This is a genomic window from Arthrobacter sp. 10T419 (genome assembly GCF_056394105.1).
In genome coordinates, this window is the sequence record NZ_JBFTHF010000008.1 from 104,248 (window position 1) to 122,740 (window position 18,493).

Annotated in this window: 19 protein-coding genes; 5 read left to right on the top strand and 14 right to left on the bottom strand. The window is 68.9% G+C overall.

Annotated elements, in window-relative coordinates; all coding sequences use genetic code 11:
* Positions 1 to 116: 116 nt before the first annotated feature.
* From AC1DBD_RS13800 to truB, 4 genes are all read right to left on the bottom strand, one after another.
* On the bottom strand, positions 117 to 497 hold the full coding sequence (locus AC1DBD_RS13800; protein ID WP_441419367.1) for a MarR family winged helix-turn-helix transcriptional regulator: 381 nt from the start codon (positions 495 to 497) through the stop codon (positions 117 to 119).
* Between the two features lie 320 nt (positions 498 to 817).
* On the bottom strand, positions 818 to 1,309 hold the full coding sequence (locus tag AC1DBD_RS13805) for a hypothetical protein (protein WP_441419366.1): 492 nt from the start codon (positions 1,307 to 1,309) through the stop codon (positions 818 to 820).
* Between the two features lie 22 nt (positions 1,310 to 1,331).
* Positions 1,332 to 1,685 carry a hypothetical protein gene (locus AC1DBD_RS13810; protein ID WP_441419365.1) on the bottom strand — a complete coding sequence of 118 codons (354 nt, stop codon included), beginning with the start codon at positions 1,683 to 1,685 and terminating at the stop codon, positions 1,332 to 1,334.
* A 2-nt stretch (positions 1,686 to 1,687) separates the two neighbouring features.
* Entirely contained in the window at positions 1,688 to 2,692 is a 1,005-nt protein-coding gene (gene truB / locus AC1DBD_RS13815; RefSeq protein ID WP_476982342.1) for a tRNA pseudouridine(55) synthase TruB, read from the bottom strand.
* An 81-nt stretch (positions 2,693 to 2,773) separates the two neighbouring features.
* Here truB and AC1DBD_RS13820 point away from each other — a divergent pair, with 81 nt between their 5' ends.
* Positions 2,774 to 3,937: a pyridoxal phosphate-dependent aminotransferase gene (locus AC1DBD_RS13820; protein ID WP_476982343.1), complete on the top strand. Its 1,164-nt coding sequence runs from the start codon at positions 2,774 to 2,776 to the stop codon at positions 3,935 to 3,937.
* 94 nt (positions 3,938 to 4,031) lie between these two features.
* Positions 4,032 to 4,229, top strand: coding sequence for a hypothetical protein (locus AC1DBD_RS13825; RefSeq protein ID WP_175323187.1), 198 nt, complete (start codon positions 4,032 to 4,034; stop codon positions 4,227 to 4,229).
* Positions 4,230 to 4,267: 38 nt separating this feature from the next.
* Here the strand turns inward: AC1DBD_RS13825 and AC1DBD_RS13830 are convergent, their stop codons facing one another.
* The 7 genes from AC1DBD_RS13830 to AC1DBD_RS13860 all read right to left on the bottom strand — a co-directional run bounded on the left by AC1DBD_RS13830 (position 4,268) and on the right by AC1DBD_RS13860 (position 11,157).
* Positions 4,268 to 4,615: a CU044_2847 family protein gene (locus AC1DBD_RS13830; RefSeq protein ID WP_441419362.1), complete on the bottom strand. Its 348-nt coding sequence runs from the start codon at positions 4,613 to 4,615 to the stop codon at positions 4,268 to 4,270.
* A complete protein-coding gene (gene trxA, locus AC1DBD_RS13835) occupies positions 4,612 to 5,082 on the bottom strand; it encodes a thioredoxin (RefSeq protein WP_476982344.1) in 471 nt (156 codons plus the stop codon). The genes AC1DBD_RS13830 and trxA overlap by 4 nt, the downstream gene beginning before the upstream one ends.
* Positions 5,083 to 5,215: 133 nt before the next feature.
* Positions 5,216 to 5,725 carry a 30S ribosome-binding factor RbfA gene (rbfA, locus tag AC1DBD_RS13840; RefSeq protein ID WP_476982345.1) on the bottom strand — a complete coding sequence of 170 codons (510 nt, stop codon included), beginning with the start codon at positions 5,723 to 5,725 and terminating at the stop codon, positions 5,216 to 5,218.
* A gap of 261 nt (positions 5,726 to 5,986) precedes the next feature.
* Positions 5,987 to 8,863, bottom strand: coding sequence for a translation initiation factor IF-2 (infB, locus tag AC1DBD_RS13845; protein ID WP_441419359.1), 2,877 nt, complete (start codon positions 8,861 to 8,863; stop codon positions 5,987 to 5,989).
* Between the two features lie 152 nt (positions 8,864 to 9,015).
* A complete protein-coding gene (locus AC1DBD_RS13850) occupies positions 9,016 to 9,357 on the bottom strand; it encodes a YlxR family protein (RefSeq protein ID WP_441419358.1) in 342 nt (113 codons plus the stop codon).
* Between the two features lie 205 nt (positions 9,358 to 9,562).
* Complete coding sequence (gene nusA, locus AC1DBD_RS13855) at positions 9,563 to 10,543, bottom strand: transcription termination factor NusA (RefSeq protein ID WP_175323181.1); 981 nt, start codon at positions 10,541 to 10,543, stop codon at positions 9,563 to 9,565.
* Positions 10,543 to 11,157, bottom strand: a complete 615-nt coding sequence (locus tag AC1DBD_RS13860; RefSeq protein WP_441419357.1) for a ribosome maturation factor RimP — start codon at positions 11,155 to 11,157, stop codon at positions 10,543 to 10,545. Before AC1DBD_RS13860 ends, nusA begins: the two co-directional genes overlap by 1 nt.
* A gap of 105 nt (positions 11,158 to 11,262) precedes the next feature.
* On the opposite strand from AC1DBD_RS13860, the gene AC1DBD_RS13865 reads away from it, so the two are divergent.
* The 3 genes from AC1DBD_RS13865 (at position 11,263) to AC1DBD_RS13875 (ending at position 14,346) form a co-directional block, all read left to right on the top strand.
* Positions 11,263 to 12,381, top strand: a complete 1,119-nt coding sequence (locus AC1DBD_RS13865) for a ferritin-like domain-containing protein (RefSeq protein ID WP_476909696.1) — start codon at positions 11,263 to 11,265, stop codon at positions 12,379 to 12,381.
* Positions 12,382 to 12,509: 128 nt separating this feature from the next.
* Positions 12,510 to 13,241 (top strand): VIT1/CCC1 transporter family protein, encoded by a 732-nt coding sequence (locus AC1DBD_RS13870; RefSeq protein ID WP_441419355.1) that lies wholly within the window; start codon positions 12,510 to 12,512, stop codon positions 13,239 to 13,241.
* A gap of 22 nt (positions 13,242 to 13,263) precedes the next feature.
* Complete coding sequence (locus AC1DBD_RS13875) at positions 13,264 to 14,346, top strand: aminoglycoside phosphotransferase family protein (protein ID WP_476982346.1); 1,083 nt, start codon at positions 13,264 to 13,266, stop codon at positions 14,344 to 14,346.
* Here the strand turns inward: AC1DBD_RS13875 and AC1DBD_RS13880 are convergent.
* The 3 genes from AC1DBD_RS13880 to AC1DBD_RS13890 form a co-directional block, all read right to left on the bottom strand.
* Positions 14,343 to 15,737, bottom strand: coding sequence for a pyridoxal phosphate-dependent decarboxylase family protein (locus tag AC1DBD_RS13880; protein ID WP_441419353.1), 1,395 nt, complete (start codon positions 15,735 to 15,737; stop codon positions 14,343 to 14,345). The genes AC1DBD_RS13875 and AC1DBD_RS13880 overlap by 4 nt on opposite strands.
* Before the next feature lie 72 nt (positions 15,738 to 15,809).
* Positions 15,810 to 16,604 (bottom strand): sulfite exporter TauE/SafE family protein, encoded by a 795-nt coding sequence (locus AC1DBD_RS13885; RefSeq protein ID WP_441419352.1) that lies wholly within the window; start codon positions 16,602 to 16,604, stop codon positions 15,810 to 15,812.
* 21 nt (positions 16,605 to 16,625) lie between these two features.
* On the bottom strand, positions 16,626 to 18,437 hold the full coding sequence (locus AC1DBD_RS13890; protein ID WP_476909700.1) for a proline--tRNA ligase: 1,812 nt from the start codon (positions 18,435 to 18,437) through the stop codon (positions 16,626 to 16,628).
* Between the last annotated feature and the right edge of the window lie 56 nt (positions 18,438 to 18,493).

Here is an 18,493-nt window from a genome sequence, read left to right on the forward strand (position 1 = left end):
GCCACGTGGCGCTAAGGCCAGCGGCTCCGCCGTCGAACGGACGTCTGGGCCGTGCAGCTGGCCAGTAAGACTCTCAGCCAATCACAGCAGGGTGTTCCCGCAGGAAAGAGCAGCGCTCAGTACCGGCCCGGGACCTCGAAGGCGGCCAGTATCCTGGCAAGATCCTGCTGCAGCGTGGTCCAGCCCTCCAGGTCCTCGGGAAGCGCGTCGCGCTCGATCCGATGCGCAGTCGCCAGCGCGGCGATACCCGACGTCGTCAGGGCCACAGAGAACTGCCTGCGGTCGCGCTGGTCCCTGGTTCGGGTGACGAGGCCGGACTCTTCGAGCCGGCCGAGCACCTTCCCCAAGGACTGGCTCTGGACCGCGATCCGGCGCGCCAGCTGCTCCTGGTTCAACGGCCCCCCGGCCAAACCCTGGAGGGCTATCACGGCGGCGTGCGACAGGCCCAGCGCCGCCAGGGCCTGGTCCTTGCGCCGCTCTACCACCCGTGCGGCCATGGACAAGAGCTGATCCGTCCGCCACCTCTTAGTGGCCGGATTATTGTCCGCGCTCTCGCTCATCCGCGGCACCCGGACCGGCGCCCTTTGCCTGCTCTTTTCGGTTCCCATGTTGCTCGGGGAACGGCGTTCACAATGCTCATGATGCCTCCCTCGCTCCGGTGGACAAACTTAAGGTGCGCGGCTATCACACGCCGCACTCCGGTTCTACCATAAGCATGCTTACTATGTATTTGGCAAGTCTGCTTACTATTCGGCGGCGCCGGGGCACGGCAAGTAGCCCCACGTCGGGGGCTCCATCGGTTGGGCGGAAAACCGGGTCAGGCCTGCTTGGGCGCCGGGCGGCGGCGGTAAAGCCAGATGAGGCCAAGGATCGGCAGCAGCAGCGGGATGAAGCCGTAGCCGCGGCCAAACAAGGACCAAACCGTCTCGTGCGGGAAGTTGACCGCGTCGAAAAGACTGAGCGCTCCGACCACCAGAACCCCGATCAGCTCGACCAGGACGGCGGTCACGGACACCTTGAACCAGGTCCGGCCGGCCTTCGCGAGGGACACGGTCGCCACGATGTAGACGACGGCGGCGAAGGCGGACAGCAGGTAGGCAAGCGGCGCCTCGGAGAACTTGGTGAGGATCTGGTACCCGGCCCGGGCGGTTGCCGAGAGCGCGAACACCGCATAGACAGCAATCAGCAGCCGGCCCGGTCCGGTGTTGCGGGTATCCTTCGACGCCGGGCGGGCGGTCCCGGCGGCGGTTTCGCTCGGCTGCCCGGCGGTGGTCCCTGCGTCGCCGCCAGTGTGCTGTGAAGCCGTCATGTTCTTATTTGCCTCTTCCACGTCAGTACCAGATCTGGTTCATTCGGGCCGCCATCACCAGCGCGGTGACGCCGACAGCCGCCAGCACGAAATTGCTCCACCGGGTGCGTTCCAGGATGGCCCAGTACACCGCGCCGACCGGGAGCATCAGCGCTGTGACCAAGTAGCCCCAAAACTCCCAGGGCTCCCCCGCGATGTGCTCCCCCGACGCGACCCGGACAATCGAACCCACCAGATAGACCAGCAGGGACAGTTCGACGGCGGCCACCGAGAGGATTGTCGCATCGTTCGGGGCCTTCTTCAGGATGCCGGCACCGACGCAAAGGAGGGTGGAGAGCAGCCCTACCACCAGGATGATGTAGAAATACGCGTCCACGGCTAGCCCGCCGGCTCTGCGGAGGAAGGCGTCACGGAGGAAGGCGCCGAGCAAGGCGCGGAGGAAGGCGTCACGGAGGCAGTCTTCCCGGCGGCCGGTTTTTCATTGTCCGGCGCGAAGACCAGCACGGGCTTGGCATAGCTTCCGGCGTCGGCCAGCAGCGCCACGAGTGAGCCGTCCGGCGCGAACGCGGCCGCGGGCTTCTCCGGCGTTGCGGCGTCCGGCGTGCCGGCAGCGGCACCCGCCGCGATCCTGCGGCCGAAGGACAGTTCCGTGGTTTCTTCCGCCGTGAGCTCCCGGTTGGGCATGAGCGCCCGGGCTGCCTGAGACATCTCCAGGACGTCCAATTCCTCGGCCAGCTGCTCCAGGGTGCGCGCCTGCTCCAGGCTGTAGGGGCCAACCTGGGTCCGGCGCAGGGCGGTGAGGTGGCCTCCAACACCGAGGGCCTCGCCGAGATCCCGGGCGAGGGCACGAATGTACGTGCCGGAGGAACACTCCACGGTCACGTCCAAGTCCAGGGCTTCGCCGTCCTGCGTGCGGCGGAGTTCGTGGATGTCGAAGCGGTAGATCGTCACAGGCCGTGCGGCGAGCTTCACATCTTCGCCGGAACGGACGCGGGCGTAGGCACGCTCACCGTTGACCTTGATGGCACTGACGCTGCTGGGAACCTGCTGGATCTCGCCGGTCAGGGCGGCGACGCCGGCCCGGACGCCTTCCTCGGTGACCGCGGCGGCACTGCGGGTTGCGGTGACCTCGCCTTCGGCGTCGTCCGTGACAGTCGACTCGCCAAGGCGGATGGTGGCGGTGTAGGTCTTGGAGGTGCCCACGATGTAGGTCAGCAGGCGGGTCGCCTTGTTGATGCCGAGCACCAGCACCCCGGTTGCCATGGGGTCCAGGGTTCCGGCGTGGCCCACCTTTCGGGTACCGGCGATCCGCCGCATCCGTCCAACCACGTCGTGGCTGGTCCAGCCTTGCGGCTTATCCACTATTACCAGTCCAGAAAGCACGCCTCCCAGTATATCCGCGCCGGGACGGCCCCCGGCGCGGACGCCCGGGCCTGGCAGCCGGCCACGGCTAGGATGGCAGACATGCCCGAGCTTGCAGCCCACGTCCGCGACGTTCCCGTCAACCAGATCCGCGAAATCACCGAGGCCGCCTGGCACACGCCCGGCGCGATCGTGCTGAGCATCGGCGAGCCGGGCTTCGCCCTCCCCCGGCACATCCTCGAGGCCGGGATGGCCTGCCTGGACCGTGACGAGACCAACTACACCCCCAATGCCGGCATTCCGGCGCTGCGGGAAGCCTTCGCAGCCAGATTCCGCGAGCACAATGCGACGCCGGTCGGCGCCGAACGGGTGTACGTCGTCGACGGCGCGCAGCAGGGCCTGCACTTTGCCATGACCTTGTTGCTCTCCCCCGGCGACGAAATCCTGATCCCCAATCCGGGTTACCCGACCTTTGCGATGACGGCCAGCCTGCTGCATGCCGTCCCGATCGGATACCCGCTCTACCCGGACCACGACTTCCAGCCGCGGATCGAAGACATCGAAGCACTGATCACGCCGCGGACCAAGGTTCTGATCCTCAATTCCCCGTCCAACCCGCTCGGGGCCGTGCTGGGCGAGGAACTCACCCGCAGCCTTGTGGAGCTGGCCCGGCGGCACGATCTCTGGATAATCTCGGACGAGTGCTACGAGGCCTTCACCTATGACGTACCGCACGTCAGCCCGGCCCGCTTCGACAGCGACGTTCCCGGCGAGGCCAGGGTGTTCACCTCCCTCACCCTGTCCAAGACCTACGGGCTTACGGGGCTGCGCATCGGTGCGCTGATCTGCCCGCCGGGGATCGAGCAGCAGATGAACAACGTGATGGAGGCGATCGTTTCCTGCGTCGCGTCGCCCTCGCAGTATGCCGCGCTGGCAGCCCTGACCGGCCCGCAGGACTACGTCAGCCACGCCCACGCGCATTACCGGGCCAATCGGGACGCCGCCTCCGCCGTGCTGGAGTCCAAGGGCATCCCGTTCCTTACCGCGCAGGGCGCCTTCTACCTCTGGGCCGACGTCTCGCACGTCAGCGGCGGCGACGTACGGGCCTGGGTGCGGCGCTTCCTCGCGGACTCCGGAGTGTCCTTCGCCCCGGGCACCGCATTCGGCTCCATCGGCGAAGGCTGGATCCGGATTGCCCTGTGCGGCAGCCAGGCGGAGCTTGTGGAAGGCCTGGGCCGGCTCCCTGCCCGCGACCCGGCCGTCTAGTCCTACCGCCCGGGCGCGCCAGGCAGTAGCCTGACCAAACGCGGGTGCGGGCGGATTCACGGCGGGTGCGCGGCTGGCCCGGGAGGAGGACCTCATGTGGTGGCAGGACTTGTTGTGGGGCATCTGGAACGGGCTCACGGCCTGGATTGTGCTGATCGCCCACGTCTTCGGGGCCTGGCGGGAGTTCCCCTTCTACAACATGGGGCGGGCCGGCAACTGGTATGACTTCGGCTTCCTGCTGGGGATGGGCTCCCCGCTGCTGGGCGGTCTGGGCGCCCGACGGCGGCGCTGAGGCAGCGACGCCGGCCGATCCGGATCAGGGTTACCGGCTCAAAGCCGGATTTCGTCTTCCGGCAACGGCAGCGGCGCCTGCGCCGCGCTGAAGGACATCTTGACGATGAAGTGTCCCTCGGAGCAGTTCCTCGCGATGATGGCCCCCGCTTCGCCGGCCAGCTTCACCCCGAATTGAAGTTCGAGATGTTCGGGAGCGAGCTCCCTCATCACGTCGGCAGCGGCCCTGGCTGCCGGCCTCACCGCGGCAAGGGCGTCTTCAAGCCGCCGGCCGGCGTCGAGGATGCCGAGTTCGTTTCGCGCCGGCCGTTCGACGCCGAAGCTGCCTTCCTCGACCTCCACCAGCACCGTTCCCGACCCGACCTCGTAGCGCAGGATTTCAGTCATTGCTTGCTCCCTTCGGGCCGGGCTGCCAGCGCACCGTCCAGCCAACTGCGCAGGGCAGCAGCCGGCGGGGCTCCCGCCTGCCGTGCCACGACCTTGCCGTTGGCGATCACCAGCATGGTGGGAATCGCCTGCACATCGAAGCGCCGGGAAAGCTCCGGAGACTTGTCCACATCCACCTTGACGAGTTTGACCCGGCCGGCCCGTTCCTGCGCCAGTTTGTCCAGTACCGGGCTGACCATCCGGCATGGGCCGCACCACGCCGCCCAGAAGTCCACCAGGGCGGGCACCGGGGACCGCTCCGCGACGGCGGCAAAGTCTGCGTCGCCGGCCTCGACAATCCACGGCAGGTCCCGGCGGCACTTGCCGCAGCGCGGGTGCCCGGCCGCAGCGGCCGGTATGCGGTTGGTCGTGCCGCACTGGGGGCACTTGAGCAGCGTCGTCGTCACGGCCGGTCGCCGCCGTTCCACTTGCCCGCAGTCATGCCTCCATGGGACGCTCGGGCCGGGACCGGGCATAGAGTCCAAAGTCCTCCGGAGCCCCGGCGGACACAGAACTGGCCGGGCCCGTTTCCGGGTCCGGCCAGTTCTGACGGTGCTGGGGTTACTTGTTGCTGTCCTCGTCGACGTCGCCGTCGGCGGTGAGGTCAGTGTCCTCTTCGTCGAAGTCGTCTTCGTCGAGCTCGACGTCCTCCGGGATGTCGCTCTTGTACGGATCGGCCTCGCCGGCGTGCTTGGCGCTGGCGGCCAGGGCCGCAACCTCGGCGTCGCGCTTCTTGGCCTCACGCAGCAGTTCCTCAAGGTTCGAGGCCACCACGGGGATCTGGTCGGCCACGAATTCCAGCGTCGGCGTCAACCGGACGGTGACGTTGCGGCCGACTTCCTGGCGCAGCACACCCTTGGCCTTCTCCAGGCCCTTGGCCGCGTCGGCCTGGGCCACCTCGTCGCCGAAGACGGTGTAGTAGACGGTCGCGTGCTGCAGATCATTGGTCACACGCGCGTCGGTTACGGTCACGCCTTCCAACCGGGGATCCTTCACCCTCCGGCCCAAAGCCTCAGCGACGACAACCTTAATCCGCTGCGCCAACTTGGCAGCCCGTGCGGGATCAGCCATTTCCACTCCTAAAAAATTTGGATATACGACGACGCCGAAACGAATGCCGCACATTGGTAAGTTTGGTGCCACGCGCCTAAGTCAAGCCTACGACGGACTCCCGTTGGATTTTTTCCGGCGGCCTGGGAGTGGCATCGGGCCTGCCGGAGCTGGGCGGCCGACGTCGTCAGACGTTGGCCGCCCAGCGCAGGGGCGGGGCCGCCGGAAAGAATCCAACGGCCCCGCACCTGTTACTGCTGACTCGCCATCAGGCGGACCGACTTAGACGCGCGGCTTTTCGCGCATCTCGAAGGTCTCGATGATGTCACCTTCGTTGATGTCGTTGTACGAGCCAAGGCCGATACCACACTCGAAGTCCGTGCGGACCTCGGTTGCGTCGTCCTTGAAGCGCTTGAGCGTCTCAACGGTGAGGTTGTCGCCGATGATCTTGCCGTCGCGGGTGATGCGGGCCTTCGCGTTGCGCCGGATGACACCGGAGCGGACGATCGAGCCTGCAATGTTGCCGAACTTGGAAGAACGGAACACTTCGCGGACCTCGGCGGTACCAAGCTGGACCTCTTCGTACTCCGGCTTGAGCATGCCCTTGAGGGCTGCTTCGATGTCATCGATTGCTGCGTAGATGACGGAGTAGAAGCGCATGTCCACGCCTTCGCGGTCTGCCAGTTCGGCAACACGCTCGGCGGGCTTGACGTTGAAGCCGATGATGACGGCGGAGTCGACCGTTGCCAGGTTGACGTCGTTCTGCGTGATCGCACCGACACCGCGGTGGATAACGCGGAGCTGGACACCTTCGCCGACATCGATCTTGAGCAGCGCGTCTTCGAGGGCTTCAACCGCACCGGACACGTCACCCTTGAGGATGAGGTTGAGGGTGTCGATCTTGCCTTCGGCGACGGCCTGGTCGAAGTCTTCCAGGCTGATGCGCTTGCGGCGCTTGGCCAGGGCGGCGTTGCGGTCTGCGGCTTCACGCTTCTCGGCGATCTGGCGGGCGGTGCGCTCGTCAGCGGTCACGAAGAAGGTGTCACCGGCGCGCGGGACGTTGGACAGACCCAGCACCTGAACGGGGCGGGACGGGCCGGCCTCGGTCAGCGCGCTGCCGTCGTCGTCGAACATGGCGCGGACGCGGCCGTGGGCCGTGCCTGCCACGATCGTGTCGCCGACGTGCAGCGTACCGGACTGGACCAGGACGGTAGCGACCGCACCGCGGCCCTTGTCCAGGTTGGCTTCGATCGCGATACCGCGGGCGTCCTTGTTCGGGTTGGCGCGCATGTCGAGGGCGGCGTCCGCGGTGAGCAGGACTGCCTCGAGCAGCTCGTCGATGTTGAGGTTCTGGCGGGCAGAGACCTCAACGAACATGGTGTCGCCACCGTACTCTTCCGGAACCAGGCCGTACTCGGTCAGCTGGCCGCGGACCTTTTCCGGGTTGGCGCCTTCCTTGTCGATCTTGTTCACGGCCACGACGATCGGCACGTTGGCCGCCTGGGCGTGGTTGAGCGCTTCGATGGTCTGCGGCATAACGCCGTCGTCCGCTGCCACCACGAGGATGGCAATATCGGTGACCTTCGCACCACGGGCACGCATGGCGGTGAACGCCTCGTGGCCCGGAGTATCGATGAAGGTGATCTTGCGATCGGTGCCCTCGTGGTTGTGCGTGACCTGGTACGCACCGATGTGCTGCGTGATGCCGCCGTGCTCGCCCGCCATAACGTCGGACTTGCGGATGGCATCGAGCAGCCGGGTCTTACCGTGGTCAACGTGGCCCATGACGGTAACTACCGGCGGACGAGCCTCGAGCTCCTCGTCGCCTTCGGCTTCCAGCTCCGCTTCGAAGTCAATGTCGAAGCCGGAGAGCAGCTCGCGCTCCTCGTCCTCCGGCGAGACGACCTGGAGCTTGTAGCCAAGCTCCTCGCCCAGCAGGGCGAAGGTTTCCTCGTCCAGCGACTGCGTGGCCGTGGCCATTTCGCCGAGGTGGAACAGGACCGTCACCAGTGCGGCGGGGTTTGCCTCGATCTTGTCGGCGAAGTCCGTGATGGACGAGCCGCGGCGGAGCCGGACAATGGTGTTGCCGTCGCCGCGGGGTACGCTCACGCCACCCAGCGACGGGGCACTCATCTGCTCGAGCTCCTGGCGCTTGGCACGCTTCGACTTGCGCTGCTTGCCGCGGCCTGCACCGCCCTTACCGAAGGCACCCTGGGTGCCACCGCGACCGCGGCCACCCTTGCCGAAGCCACCGCCGGCCGGAGCGCCGCCGCCGGCACCGGGAGCACCGGTTCCGGGAGCGCCACCCGGGCGGCCCGGACCACGGCCGCCGCCGCCGGGACGGCCGGCACCAGCGGGTGCGGGACGTTCGGTGCGGTTAGGCATCATGCCCGGAGTCGGACGGTTTCCGCCGGCTCCGGGACGGGCGCCGGGAGCGCCGGCCGGACGCGGAGCGCCCGGACGTGCACCGGCAGCGCCGGCCGGACGGGGTGCGCCCGGACGGGGACCACCAGCGCCTGCTGCGGGACGGGGGCCGCCGGGGCGTTCGCCCTCGGTGCGGCTTCCGCCCGGACGCGGCATGCCCTGGGAAGGAGCGAACGGGTTATTGCCCGGACGGGAGGTGCGTTCGTTGTCGCCGCCGCGGCCGCGGGGCATGCCCTGGGACGTGGCGAACGGGTTGTTGCCGGGACGGGGTCCGCCCGGACGCGGCGCCGAGCCGCCCTGGCGTGCCGGAGCAGCCGGGGTTTCGGCCTTCGGTGCCGGACGTGCGCCGGGCTTGGCGCCGGAGGACGGAGCCGCCGGGGCCTCGGCAGCCGGAGCGGCGGCGGGTGCCGCTGCTGCGGGCGCCTCGGCCGGAGCAGAGGGAGCCGACGGAGCCGGGGCTTCAGTCTTGGTTTCGGCGGCCTTCGGCGCGGCCGGAGCCGGCGCGGGCGCCGGTCGTGTCGCTGCGGGGCTGGCCTTGGGGGCGGACGCGGGCGCTTCGGACTTCGGAGCGGCAGGCGCGTCGGGGTAGGCGTTGCGGAGTTTCCGCACAACGGGGGCCTCAATGGTGGAAGAGGCGGAGCGAACGAATTCGCCCAGTTCCTGCAGTTTGGTTACTGCATCTTTGGAAGTAATACCGAGCTCTTTTGCAAGCTCATGTACGCGGACCTTGGCCACATTTCTCCTGTCTCGGTCCGCACCGAGCCAGGCACGAACCGTCTACTTCTTACTGCGGGCCTCCGCCGCGATTGCAGCTGAAAGGCCCATTGCAGAGCGCAACAAAGTTGTCATCGTTGCGCACTCATCGCTGGGAACTCATCGGGTTTCCATCAGTTTTCTGACCCGCTTTCAGGTTGGACGGTTGTTGCTGCGGCCACCGGGGTGTCCACTGCTTGCGTGCCTGCCATGATCCGGCGTTCGACGTCGGCGGTTCCGGCAGCGCCATTGAGGGCGCGTCCGAACGCTCGACGTTTGACCGCCAGTGCCAGGCACTTTTCGCTGGGGTGCAGCCATGCACCCCGGCCAGCCATCCGGCGTCGTTCATCCACCACGACAGCGGATGAACCGCTGGCGTCGGCGACGAGCCGGACTAACTCCGACCGCAGACCCTTCTTCCGGCACCCGATGCAGGTGCGCTGCGGCTGATTCCCGAGGTGTTGCACTTCTGCCACTACGAGTATCTTCCTGCCAGTACGCATCTGCCGGCCCCCGGCTCCCGGTCGGAAAACCGGTCGCGTCGAAGGCACGCGGACACCGGCCGTTAGGCGCGGTCATGTCTATTCTAGCCCCTCCGGCCCCCGTCGCCCGAAATGGGGGCTACGCGGGAACCCCGGAGGGGCCACGGGTGCGGTGCCGCGGGACGGCCCCGGTCCGGTGCTATTTGTCGCGGTTCTCCGCGGCGTCGGAGACGATGTCGATCCGCCATCCGGTGAGCTTGGCGGCCAGGCGTGCATTCTGGCCTTCCTTGCCGATGGCCAGGGAGAGCTGGTAGTCCGGGACGACCACGCGGGCGGACCGGGTGGCCTCATCCGTGATGGTGACCGAATTCACCCGTGACGGCGAGAGCGCGCTGGCGATGAACGAGGCGGGATCGTCGCTGTAGTCGACGATGTCGATCTTTTCGTCGTTCAGTTCAGTCATCACGGCCCGGACGCGCGAACCCATTTCGCCGATGCAGGCACCCTTGGCGTTGATGCCGGGGGTGTTGGCCTTCACCGCGATCTTGGTGCGGTGGCCGGCCTCGCGGGCCAGCGCGACGATCTCGACCGAGCGGTCCGCGATCTCCGGGACCTCCAGCTCGAACAACTTCCGGACCAGCCCGGGGTGGGACCGGGACAGCGTGATCGAGGGGCCCTTGGTACCGCGGTGCACGTCGATCACGAAAGCGCGGAGCCGGTTGCCGTGGGTGTACTTCTCGCCTGGAACCTGCTCGGGCGGCGGCAGCAGCGCCTCCACCGTTCCGAGGTTGACCTGGATCATGTGCGGGTTGTTGCCCTGCTGGATGGTGCCCGCGACGAGTTCGCCCTCGCGGCCCTTGAACTGGCCCAGCACGTTGTCGTCCTCGGCGTCGCGAAGGCGCTGCAGGATGATCTGCCGCGCGGTGCTTGCCGCGATGCGGCCGAAGCCGGCCGGGGTGTCCTCGAACTCGCCGATCGGCGCGCCGTCGTCGTCGATTTCGGTGGCCCAGATCGTCACGTGGCCGCTCTTGCGGTCCAGCTCTGCACGGGCCTTCTCGAAGGCCCCCGGGGTCTTGTGGTAGGCCACCAGCAGGGCCTGCTCGATGGTCGGAATCAGGAGATCCAGCGGGATTTCGCGCTCACGCTCCAGGAGTCTCAGTGCGCTCATGTCAATATCCATTAGGCCTCCTCGGAAGGTCCATTGTCGTTCTCCAGACCGGCCTCTTCGAGGTGGCTGAACTCTATCTCGACTTTTCCACTACGGATCCTGTCGAAAGGAAGTTTGACGGGTTCGCCCTGCTTGGGCTTCATCCCCTTTTTGACGGCCAGCTCCGGAACCAAGGTCACGCCGCCGTCGTCGACGGACTGGATGCGGCCGGTGACGTTGTCGCCCTGGATCACGTTGACCGTGACGAGCCGTCCGCGGGCGCGGTACCAGTGCCGTTCCTCGGTGAGCGGCCGCCCGACACCGGGCGAGGAGACCTCAAGGTCGTAGGGGCGCGAGTCGGTGCTCGGATCGTTGTCCAGGATGTCCGAGAGGGTCTTCGAAATCTCGGCGATGACGTCAAGACTGACGCCGCCGGTCTCCTCCTGCGGCAGGTCCACCACCACGTGGACCACCCGGTTGGCGCCGGCAATGTGGATGGAAACGTCCTCCAGGTACAGCCGGTTTGCCAGGACTGCAGGCTCGAGGAGCGCGTACAGGCGCTCGGCCTCCAGATTGTGAGCGGGTGCGGCTTCAGCCTTCCCCGTCCCGGTCCGGTCTGTCGAAGTCGTGGCTTCTGCGTTGGTCATGATGCCGCCCGCCTCCCGCTAGATGATGTTGTGTCTACTAGCGTAGCGATATTCCCGGCGACGTGGTGCACCCACTTCCCGGCCGGCATGACAACATGGTCTGTTGTGAAAGACGACAGCAGGGAAGAACGACGGCGGCTCCGGGTTCCCCGGCACCTTCCCCGGCTGGCCCTCCTCGTCTGCCTCGCCCTCGTGGTGGTGAGCCTGGGTATCGCGTTTAGGCCCGGAAATCCGCCGAAACCACCGGAACCGCCCTTCTCGGAGCAGGCGCGGGCCGCCGCCCTGGCCGATACCCTGCAGTTGCGGACCGCCGGCGAGCAGCTCGGCGCCGCCCCCACCGGCACCGGCCGCCCCGCCGCGCCGGCTGCCGCCCGGGCCGCCCTCACGCGGACTGTGAGTTTGCTGACAACCCAGGCCCGCGCACTGCTGCGCACAGGCCAGGCGCCGGCTGCCGCGCCGGCAACGGCGGTTACTTCTGCGGCGGCTTCTGCAGCCCCCGCCGACGCCGCCAGGCTCGCCGCGGACCTCGCAAAGAGCGGACGGCAGCGGCTCAGCGATGCAGCCGCGGCCGACGGCGGGATGGCCCGACTGCTGGCTGCTGTCGGGACCGCTCAGCTGCTTCAGTCCTCCGCCCTCGCCGCCGCGGCCGGCGCTCCCGACCCTGCTGGCTCGGTGCCCGCCCCGGGGGCGGCCGCACTGGAAGCGGCCCCCGCCGGATCCTGCTCCGCTGCGACGGCGTCGCCCTCGGCCGCGCCCGCCAGCAGCCCCGGAGCCGCAGCCGGGAACGCCGGGCTGCCGGGCGCCCTGGCAGCCCTGGTCAGCACCGAGCTGGAGACCGTTTACGGCTACCAGGTGGCACTGACCCGCTTGAACGGTGCAGCGGCCAGGTCGGCCGCCGATCAGCTCGCGCGGCACGAAGCGCTGGTCTCCGGGGCGGAATCCCTGAGCCGGTCGCAGTGTGCCCCAATCCCTCCACGGGAACCCGGCTACGCCCTGGACCCGTCGTTCCTGGCTTCGCCGGGGCCCGGACTGGCCGCGCTGGAGGCCGCCACGTTGCCCGCCTACGGGGATCTCGTGGCCCTCAGCGACGGCGAGACCCGGAAGTGGGCCGTCGCGGGGCTGCTGGGCGCTGCGCGCCGCGCCGCCCTCTGGGGCGCGGACCCGGGAGCGGTGCCGGGGCTGGGCGCGGATCCGGCGTCGTTCCCCTCCCTGCCCGCGGGCTGAGGCTGGCCGCGGACGTGTCCGCGTCAAGGCGTCCCGGGCCGGTTCTCCCCCGGACGACCAAGGTCCTGCTTACCTTGCTTAGCCTTCCAATACTGGCCCGCGGCGCCAGCTGATGATTTGCTGTAGGCATGGAAACCAGCGGAGCAGCAGCACTTCATGACAACGAGCCCCACCACAACGACATCGCGCACCGGCTCAACTGGCTCCGGGCCGGGGTTCTAGGTGCCAACGACGGCATCGTCTCGGTCGCTGCGGTCGTCGTCGGCGTCGCCGGTGTGACCACGGATTCGGGGCCGATCCTCATCGCCGGCTCCGCGGCGCTCGTGGGCGGCGCCATCTCCATGGCCCTGGGCGAGTACGTCTCGGTCAGTAGCCAGAAGGACAGCCAGCAGGCGCTGGTCGAGAAGGAACGCCGCGAGCTGGCCGAACAGCCCGAGGAGGAACTGGCGGAGCTGGCCGCCATCTACCAGGGCAAGGGACTCAGCCCGGAAACCGCCCGCACGGTGGCCACCGAGCTGACCGCGCACGATGCCCTGGCCGCGCACCTGTCGGCCGAGCTGCACATTGACGAGACGGACATCGTCAGTCCTTGGCACGCGGCCTTCGCCTCCGCCGTCGCCTTCCTGGTCGGCGCCATCCTGCCGATGCTGGCCATCCTGCTGCCGCCGGAAAACATCCGTGTCCCGCTGACCTTCGCGGCCGTGCTCGTGGCCCTCGCGGCGACCGGAGCCATGGGTGCCTGGATTGGCGGCGGCTCGAAGATGAAGGCAGCCGTCCGGGTGGTAATCGGCGGTGCCGCGGCACTGGCGGCGACCTTCCTGATCGGCAGCTGGCTGGGCGCCAGCGGCATCACTGCCTAGGCCAGCCACTACGCTGGAGGCGATGAGAACGCCAGCAGCCGTCCCGATCCCGCCCGGCCTCACCGGCCGCTACGGCAACAGTGCCGAGGGCCGGTCCTGGCTGGCGTCACTCCCCCGGCTGATCGGACGCTGCCTGGAACAATGGCAGCTCGAGCCTGACCTCGCCCCCGGCGTGCTGCCCTGGCACGGCCACGGCGCCGTCGTGGTCCCGGTGCGCCGCCGCGCAGATAACGGCGGGACTGGGCGCCAGCGGGCCGGCTCAGCGGCGGTCCTGAAACTTGCCTATCCGCACGAGGAAGCACTGGTCGAACGCCACGCCTTGGCGCTGTGGGGCGGCCAGGGCGCCGTCCTGGCCCTTGCATCCGACCCCGACGCCGGCGCGCTGCTACTTGAGCGGCTCGACGCCGGGCACTCGCTGCAGGACGTTCCCCTGGATGCCGCCGCGGACATCTGGGGCGGCATCGTCCACCAGCTGAGCCTGCCTCCGGACGGCCGGCCGGAGTGGCGCGAGTTCGACCATGTGGCGGCCCGCGCCGAGCAATGGAGCGACGAACTCCCGGAGAGCTGGGAACAGCTGGGCCGGCCCTTCCCCCGCTGGCTGTTGGAGGCCGCCCTGGAGGTCTGCCAGACCCGCGGCGCCGTCGGCCGTCGCTCCGGCACCGACGTGCTGGTGCACACGGATCTGCACTTCCTGAACATCCTCGCCGTGCCGGGTGCCCCGGCGGCGCCCGGGGACTTCAAACCCGGGGACTTCAAGGCGATCGACCCGCAGCCCATGATCGGCGAAGCGGAGTTCGGGGTGGCCCCGCTGCTCTGGAACCGTCTGGCCGAGCTGCCCCGGTCCGGCGCCGGCGAAGCCTTGCTGCAGCGTTGCCTGGACTTCAGCTCCGCCGCCGGCCTCGACGGCGAGACCGCCCGGCAATGGGCCCTGGCCCGCGAGGTGGACAACGCCTTGTGGTACGCGGCCAAACGGAACCACGACGGCGACCTGGCCCGCTCGCTGTGGGTCGCCAGCACCCTCGCCGGGAACACCCTCGAGGGCCTGCCCGGGCCGCAGGAGCTGCCGGCGCCCGGGGATGCCATCCACCAGCCGGGCCAGCCCTAGCGGTGCCCCCGGACCGCTGCCACAGCGTCCCGCACGGCGTCGACGGCGGCTGCCACGTCGTCGTCGTCCGTGCTCCAGTTGCTCACCGAAATCCGCAGGATGTCCCGGTCCTGCCAGCGTGAGCCGGACATCCAGACCCGGCCCTCGGCAATGATCCGGGCCGTCACGGCGCGCGTGCTCGCGTCGTCGCCGAAGGCCAGCGAGACCTGGGTGTAGCCGACGTCGTTGAGCACCTCGACTCCGTCCAGCCCGGCGAGTCGTTCGGCGAGCTGCGCGGCGCGCTGGGCCAGCCTGCGGACCTGCTCTGCCACCCCGGTGCGCCCGAGCGATTTCAGCGCCGCCCACACTGGGACGCCGCGGGCCCGTCGGGAGAGCTCCGGGACGGTTTCCAGCGGATCCCCCGCCCCGTCCCCGGCTTGGATCAGGTAGCTCGTGTGCACTCCCAGCGACGAGCGGAGAGCCGTGCGGTCCCGGACCACGACGATGCCGCAGTCGTAGGGGACGTTGAGGGTCTTGTGCGCGTCGGTAGCCCAGGAATCGGCCAGCCCCATGCCCGCCGTCAGGCCGGCGAGTTCGGGCACGGCGGCGGCCCAGAGCCCGAAGGCGCCATCCACGTGGACCCAGGCGCCGTGCTCCTTCGCCACCCTGACTGCCTCGGCAAACGGGTCGAAGGCTCCGGAGTGAAGGTTCCCGGCCTGCAGGCAGACGAGGGCCGGACCGGAGCCCTCGGCGAGTTGGCGTTCCAGTTCGGCCGGGATGATCCGTCCCTGCCGGTCCGACGGAACCGGGGTGGGCGTCCCGAGCCCGAGGTAGCGCAGCGCCAGGTCCACGGAGTCGTGCCGTTCCCGGCCCACCAGGCAGCGGATCCTGGGGGCGCCGAAGAGCCCGTCCCGTTCAAGGTCCCAGCCCGCGTCGGTCATCAGCCGCCAGCGGGCCGCGGCGAGCCCGGCGAAATTCGCCATGGTCGCTCCGGTGGTGAAGCCGACGTCGGACTCCGCCGGAAGTCCGAGCAGTCCGACGAGCCAGTTCCCGGCGGCTTCCTCGATCGCGGACACCGCTGGCGCGGCATAGCGCAGTACGGCGTTCTGGTCCCAGGCGCTGACCAGCCAGTCGGCCGCCAGCGCGGCCGGAAGCGTGCCGCCGATGACCCAGCCGAAGAAGCGGCCGGAGGGCATGGCCATCAGGCCGGGTTCCGCCCTGGCCGCAAGGTGCTCCACCACTTCGGCGGCGGGGGTTCCTGTCTCCGGCAGCGGGCCGCCGAACTCGGCCGCCAGTTCCGCTGCGGTGGCGCTGGGCGCCACCTTGCGGCTGGACTGGCTGTCCAGCCATTCGTGGGCGTGGCGCACGGCGGCTTCCAGGGCAGCGCGGTAAGGGTCCGGACCGTCAGGCATAGCTGCATGCTACGCCTGGCCGCGCCGGTCCGGGAGTGCTTGGAGGTGCCGGCGCCGGGGGGCCGTGGTCCTTCAGGCGAAGGCGTCCTGCCAGACGTCGGAGCCGAGCTTGAGGATCAGCGCGCCCACCACTACGAGGAAGACGATCCGGATGAACTTGCTGCCCCGGCTGACGGCGGTCCGGGCGCCGAGGTAGCCGCCGGCCATGTTCGCTGCGCCCAGGACCAGCCCGAGCCCCCACAGCAGCGAACCGTGTGGCAGGAAGAACATCAGCGCGCCGGCGTTGGTGGCCATGTTGACGATCTTGGCCTTGGCGCTGGCCTCCAGGAAGGCGTAGCCCATCGCGGAGACCAGCGCGATGATCAGGAAGGAACCGGTGCCCGGGCCGATCATGCCGTCGTAGAAGCCGATGACGGCGCCGATCAGGCAGGCCACGACATAGTGCCGGTGGCCGTCGTGCCGCAGCCTGGTCAGCTCGCCCACGTTGGGACGGAAGGCGGTGAACAGGGCGACGGCGACCAGCGCCGCCACGATGATCGGCTTGAACACGCTGGCCGGCAGGGTCGCCGCCAGCACCGCCCCGCCGAAGCTGCCGGCCAGGGCGATCACCGCCATCGGCACCGCGGTGCGCAGGTCCGGCCGCACGCGCCGGTAGAAGGTGACGGCGCTCGTGGTGGTGCCGAAGATGGAACCCATCTTGTTCGTCGCCAGTGCCTGCACCGGGCTGATACCGGGGATCAGCAGCATGACCGGGAGCTGGATCAGCCCGCCGCCGCCCACCACCGCGTCGACCCAGCCGGCGGCGAAACCGGCCACCACCACCAGGATGAGCGTGCCGAGCTGGATCGACTCAAGTCCGGAAACCATTCCCTGCAACGCCGGGGCGGGTCAGTTGTTGCGGACGGCGTTGACCACGTAATCAACGGCCTTGTCAACGGTCACGTTCTCGGCGTTGCCACTGCGGCGGTCCTTGATCTCCACGACGCCGTCCACCAGCCCGCGCCCGACGGCGAGGATGGTGGGGACGCCCACGAGTTCGGCGTCGCCGAACTTGACGCCCGGGGACACCTTGGGGCGGTCGTCGTAGATGACCTCGAGGCCGGCGGCCTCCAGGTCGAGGGCCAGCTGCTCGGCGGCCGCGAAGATCTCCTCGCCGCGGCCCACCGCGACGACGTGGACATCGGCCGGAGCGACGGCGCGCGGCCAGACCAGTCCCTTGTCATCGTGGTTGGATTCGGCCAGCGCGGCCACCGCGCGGGTGACGCCGACGCCGTAAGAGCCCATGGTCACGACGACCTGCTTGCCGTTCTGGTCCAGGACCTTCAGGTCCAGGGCCTCGGCGTACTTGCGGCCTAGCTGGAAGATGTGTCCCATCTCGATGCCGCGGGCGGTTTCCAGCGGGCCGGAACCGTCGGGGGCTTCGTCGCCGGCGCGCACCTCGGTGCACTCGATTACGCCGTCCCAGCCGAAGTCGCGGCCGGCGACCAGGCCGAAGACATGCTTGCCGGCCTCGTTGGCGCCGGTGACCCAGGCGGTCCCGCGGACCACGCGGGGATCAACGAGGTAGAGCAGCTTCGAGGCGGCTTCGGCACCGAGCAGCGGCGAGTCCAGGGACAGGCCGGGGCCGATGTAGCCCTTGACCAGGAGGGCCTGCTTCTTGAGGTCTTCCTCGTTGGCTGCCTCGAGCGTGATCTCGCCGCCGATGGGCAGGAAGGCGCCGATGTTCGCTTCGACGCGCTTGAGGTCCACGCCGCGGTCGCCCGGCACGCCGATCACGACGAGCTGGCGTTCACCGGTGGGCAGGGTCACGGCGAGGACCACGTTCTTGAGCGTGTCCGCGGCGGTCCAGGCGCCGCCGTCGGCCTCGCTGCGGGGAGCCAGGGCGTTGGCGGCGTCGACGAGCGTTTCGATCGTCGGCGTGTCCGGGGTGTCGCGGACCTCCGCGGCCGGGGCGTTGGAAAAGTCGATGTCCGCGGGGACAACGGTGGTGACGGCTTCGACGTTGGCTGCGTAGCCGCCGGCGGAGCGCACGAAGGTGTCCTCTCCGATCTCGGTCGGGTGCAGGAATTCCTCGCTCTTGGACCCGCCCATGGCGCCGGCCGTGGCCGTGACCGGGATGACCTCCAGGCCGAGGCGTACGAAGATCTTCAGGTAGGCGCCGCGGTGTGCGGCGTAGCTGGCGTCCAGGCCGGCGTCGTCGACGTCGAAGGAGTAGGAGTCCTTCATGATGAATTCGCGGCCGCGCAGCAGGCCGGCCCGGGGACGGGCCTCGTCGCGGTACTTGTTCTGGATCTGGTAGATGCTCAGCGGCAGGTCCTTGTACGAGGAGTACAGGTCCTTGACCAGCAGGGTGAACATTTCCTCGTGCGTGGGAGCCAGCAGGTAGTCATTGCCCTTGCGGTCCTTGAGCCGGAAGATGCCGTCGCCGTACTCGGTCCAGCGGTTCGTCGCCTCGTAGGGCTCCTTGGGCAGCAGCGCGGGGAAATGCACTTCCTGCGCGCCGATGGCGGTCATTTCCTCACGGATGATCTGCTCCACCCGGCGCAGCACACTCAGCCCCAGCGGCAGCCAGGTGTAGATGCCCGGGGCCGCGCGGCGGATGTAGCCGGCCCGGACCAGCAGCCGGTGGCTGGCCACTTCGGCGTCGGCGGGGTCTTCACGCAGGGTGCGCAGGAACAGCTTTGAGAGTCGAAGGACCACTGGGAGGTATCCGTTTCTGAGGAAGTGCGGGTGGACTGGGTAGGTACGAAAATGTC

Coding starts and splice junctions, on each gene's coding strand:
- AC1DBD_RS13800 (WP_441419367.1), bottom strand. CDS start 497: ATGGCCGCACGGGTGGTAGAGCGGCGCAAGGACCAGGCCCTGGCGGCG.
- AC1DBD_RS13805 (WP_441419366.1), bottom strand. CDS start 1,309: ATGACGGCTTCACAGCACACTGGCGGCGACGCAGGGACCACCGCCGGG.
- AC1DBD_RS13820 (WP_476982343.1), top strand. CDS start 2,774: ATGCCCGAGCTTGCAGCCCACGTCCGCGACGTTCCCGTCAACCAGATC.
- AC1DBD_RS13825 (WP_175323187.1), top strand. CDS start 4,032: ATGTGGTGGCAGGACTTGTTGTGGGGCATCTGGAACGGGCTCACGGCC.
- AC1DBD_RS13830 (WP_441419362.1), bottom strand. CDS start 4,615: ATGACTGAAATCCTGCGCTACGAGGTCGGGTCGGGAACGGTGCTGGTG.
- rbfA (WP_476982345.1), bottom strand. CDS start 5,725: ATGGCTGATCCCGCACGGGCTGCCAAGTTGGCGCAGCGGATTAAGGTT.
- nusA (WP_175323181.1), bottom strand. CDS start 10,543: ATGGATATTGACATGAGCGCACTGAGACTCCTGGAGCGTGAGCGCGAA.
- AC1DBD_RS13860 (WP_441419357.1), bottom strand. CDS start 11,157: ATGACCAACGCAGAAGCCACGACTTCGACAGACCGGACCGGGACGGGG.
- AC1DBD_RS13870 (WP_441419355.1), top strand. CDS start 12,510: ATGGAAACCAGCGGAGCAGCAGCACTTCATGACAACGAGCCCCACCAC.
- AC1DBD_RS13875 (WP_476982346.1), top strand. CDS start 13,264: ATGAGAACGCCAGCAGCCGTCCCGATCCCGCCCGGCCTCACCGGCCGC.
- AC1DBD_RS13880 (WP_441419353.1), bottom strand. CDS start 15,737: ATGCCTGACGGTCCGGACCCTTACCGCGCTGCCCTGGAAGCCGCCGTG.
- AC1DBD_RS13885 (WP_441419352.1), bottom strand. CDS start 16,604: ATGGTTTCCGGACTTGAGTCGATCCAGCTCGGCACGCTCATCCTGGTG.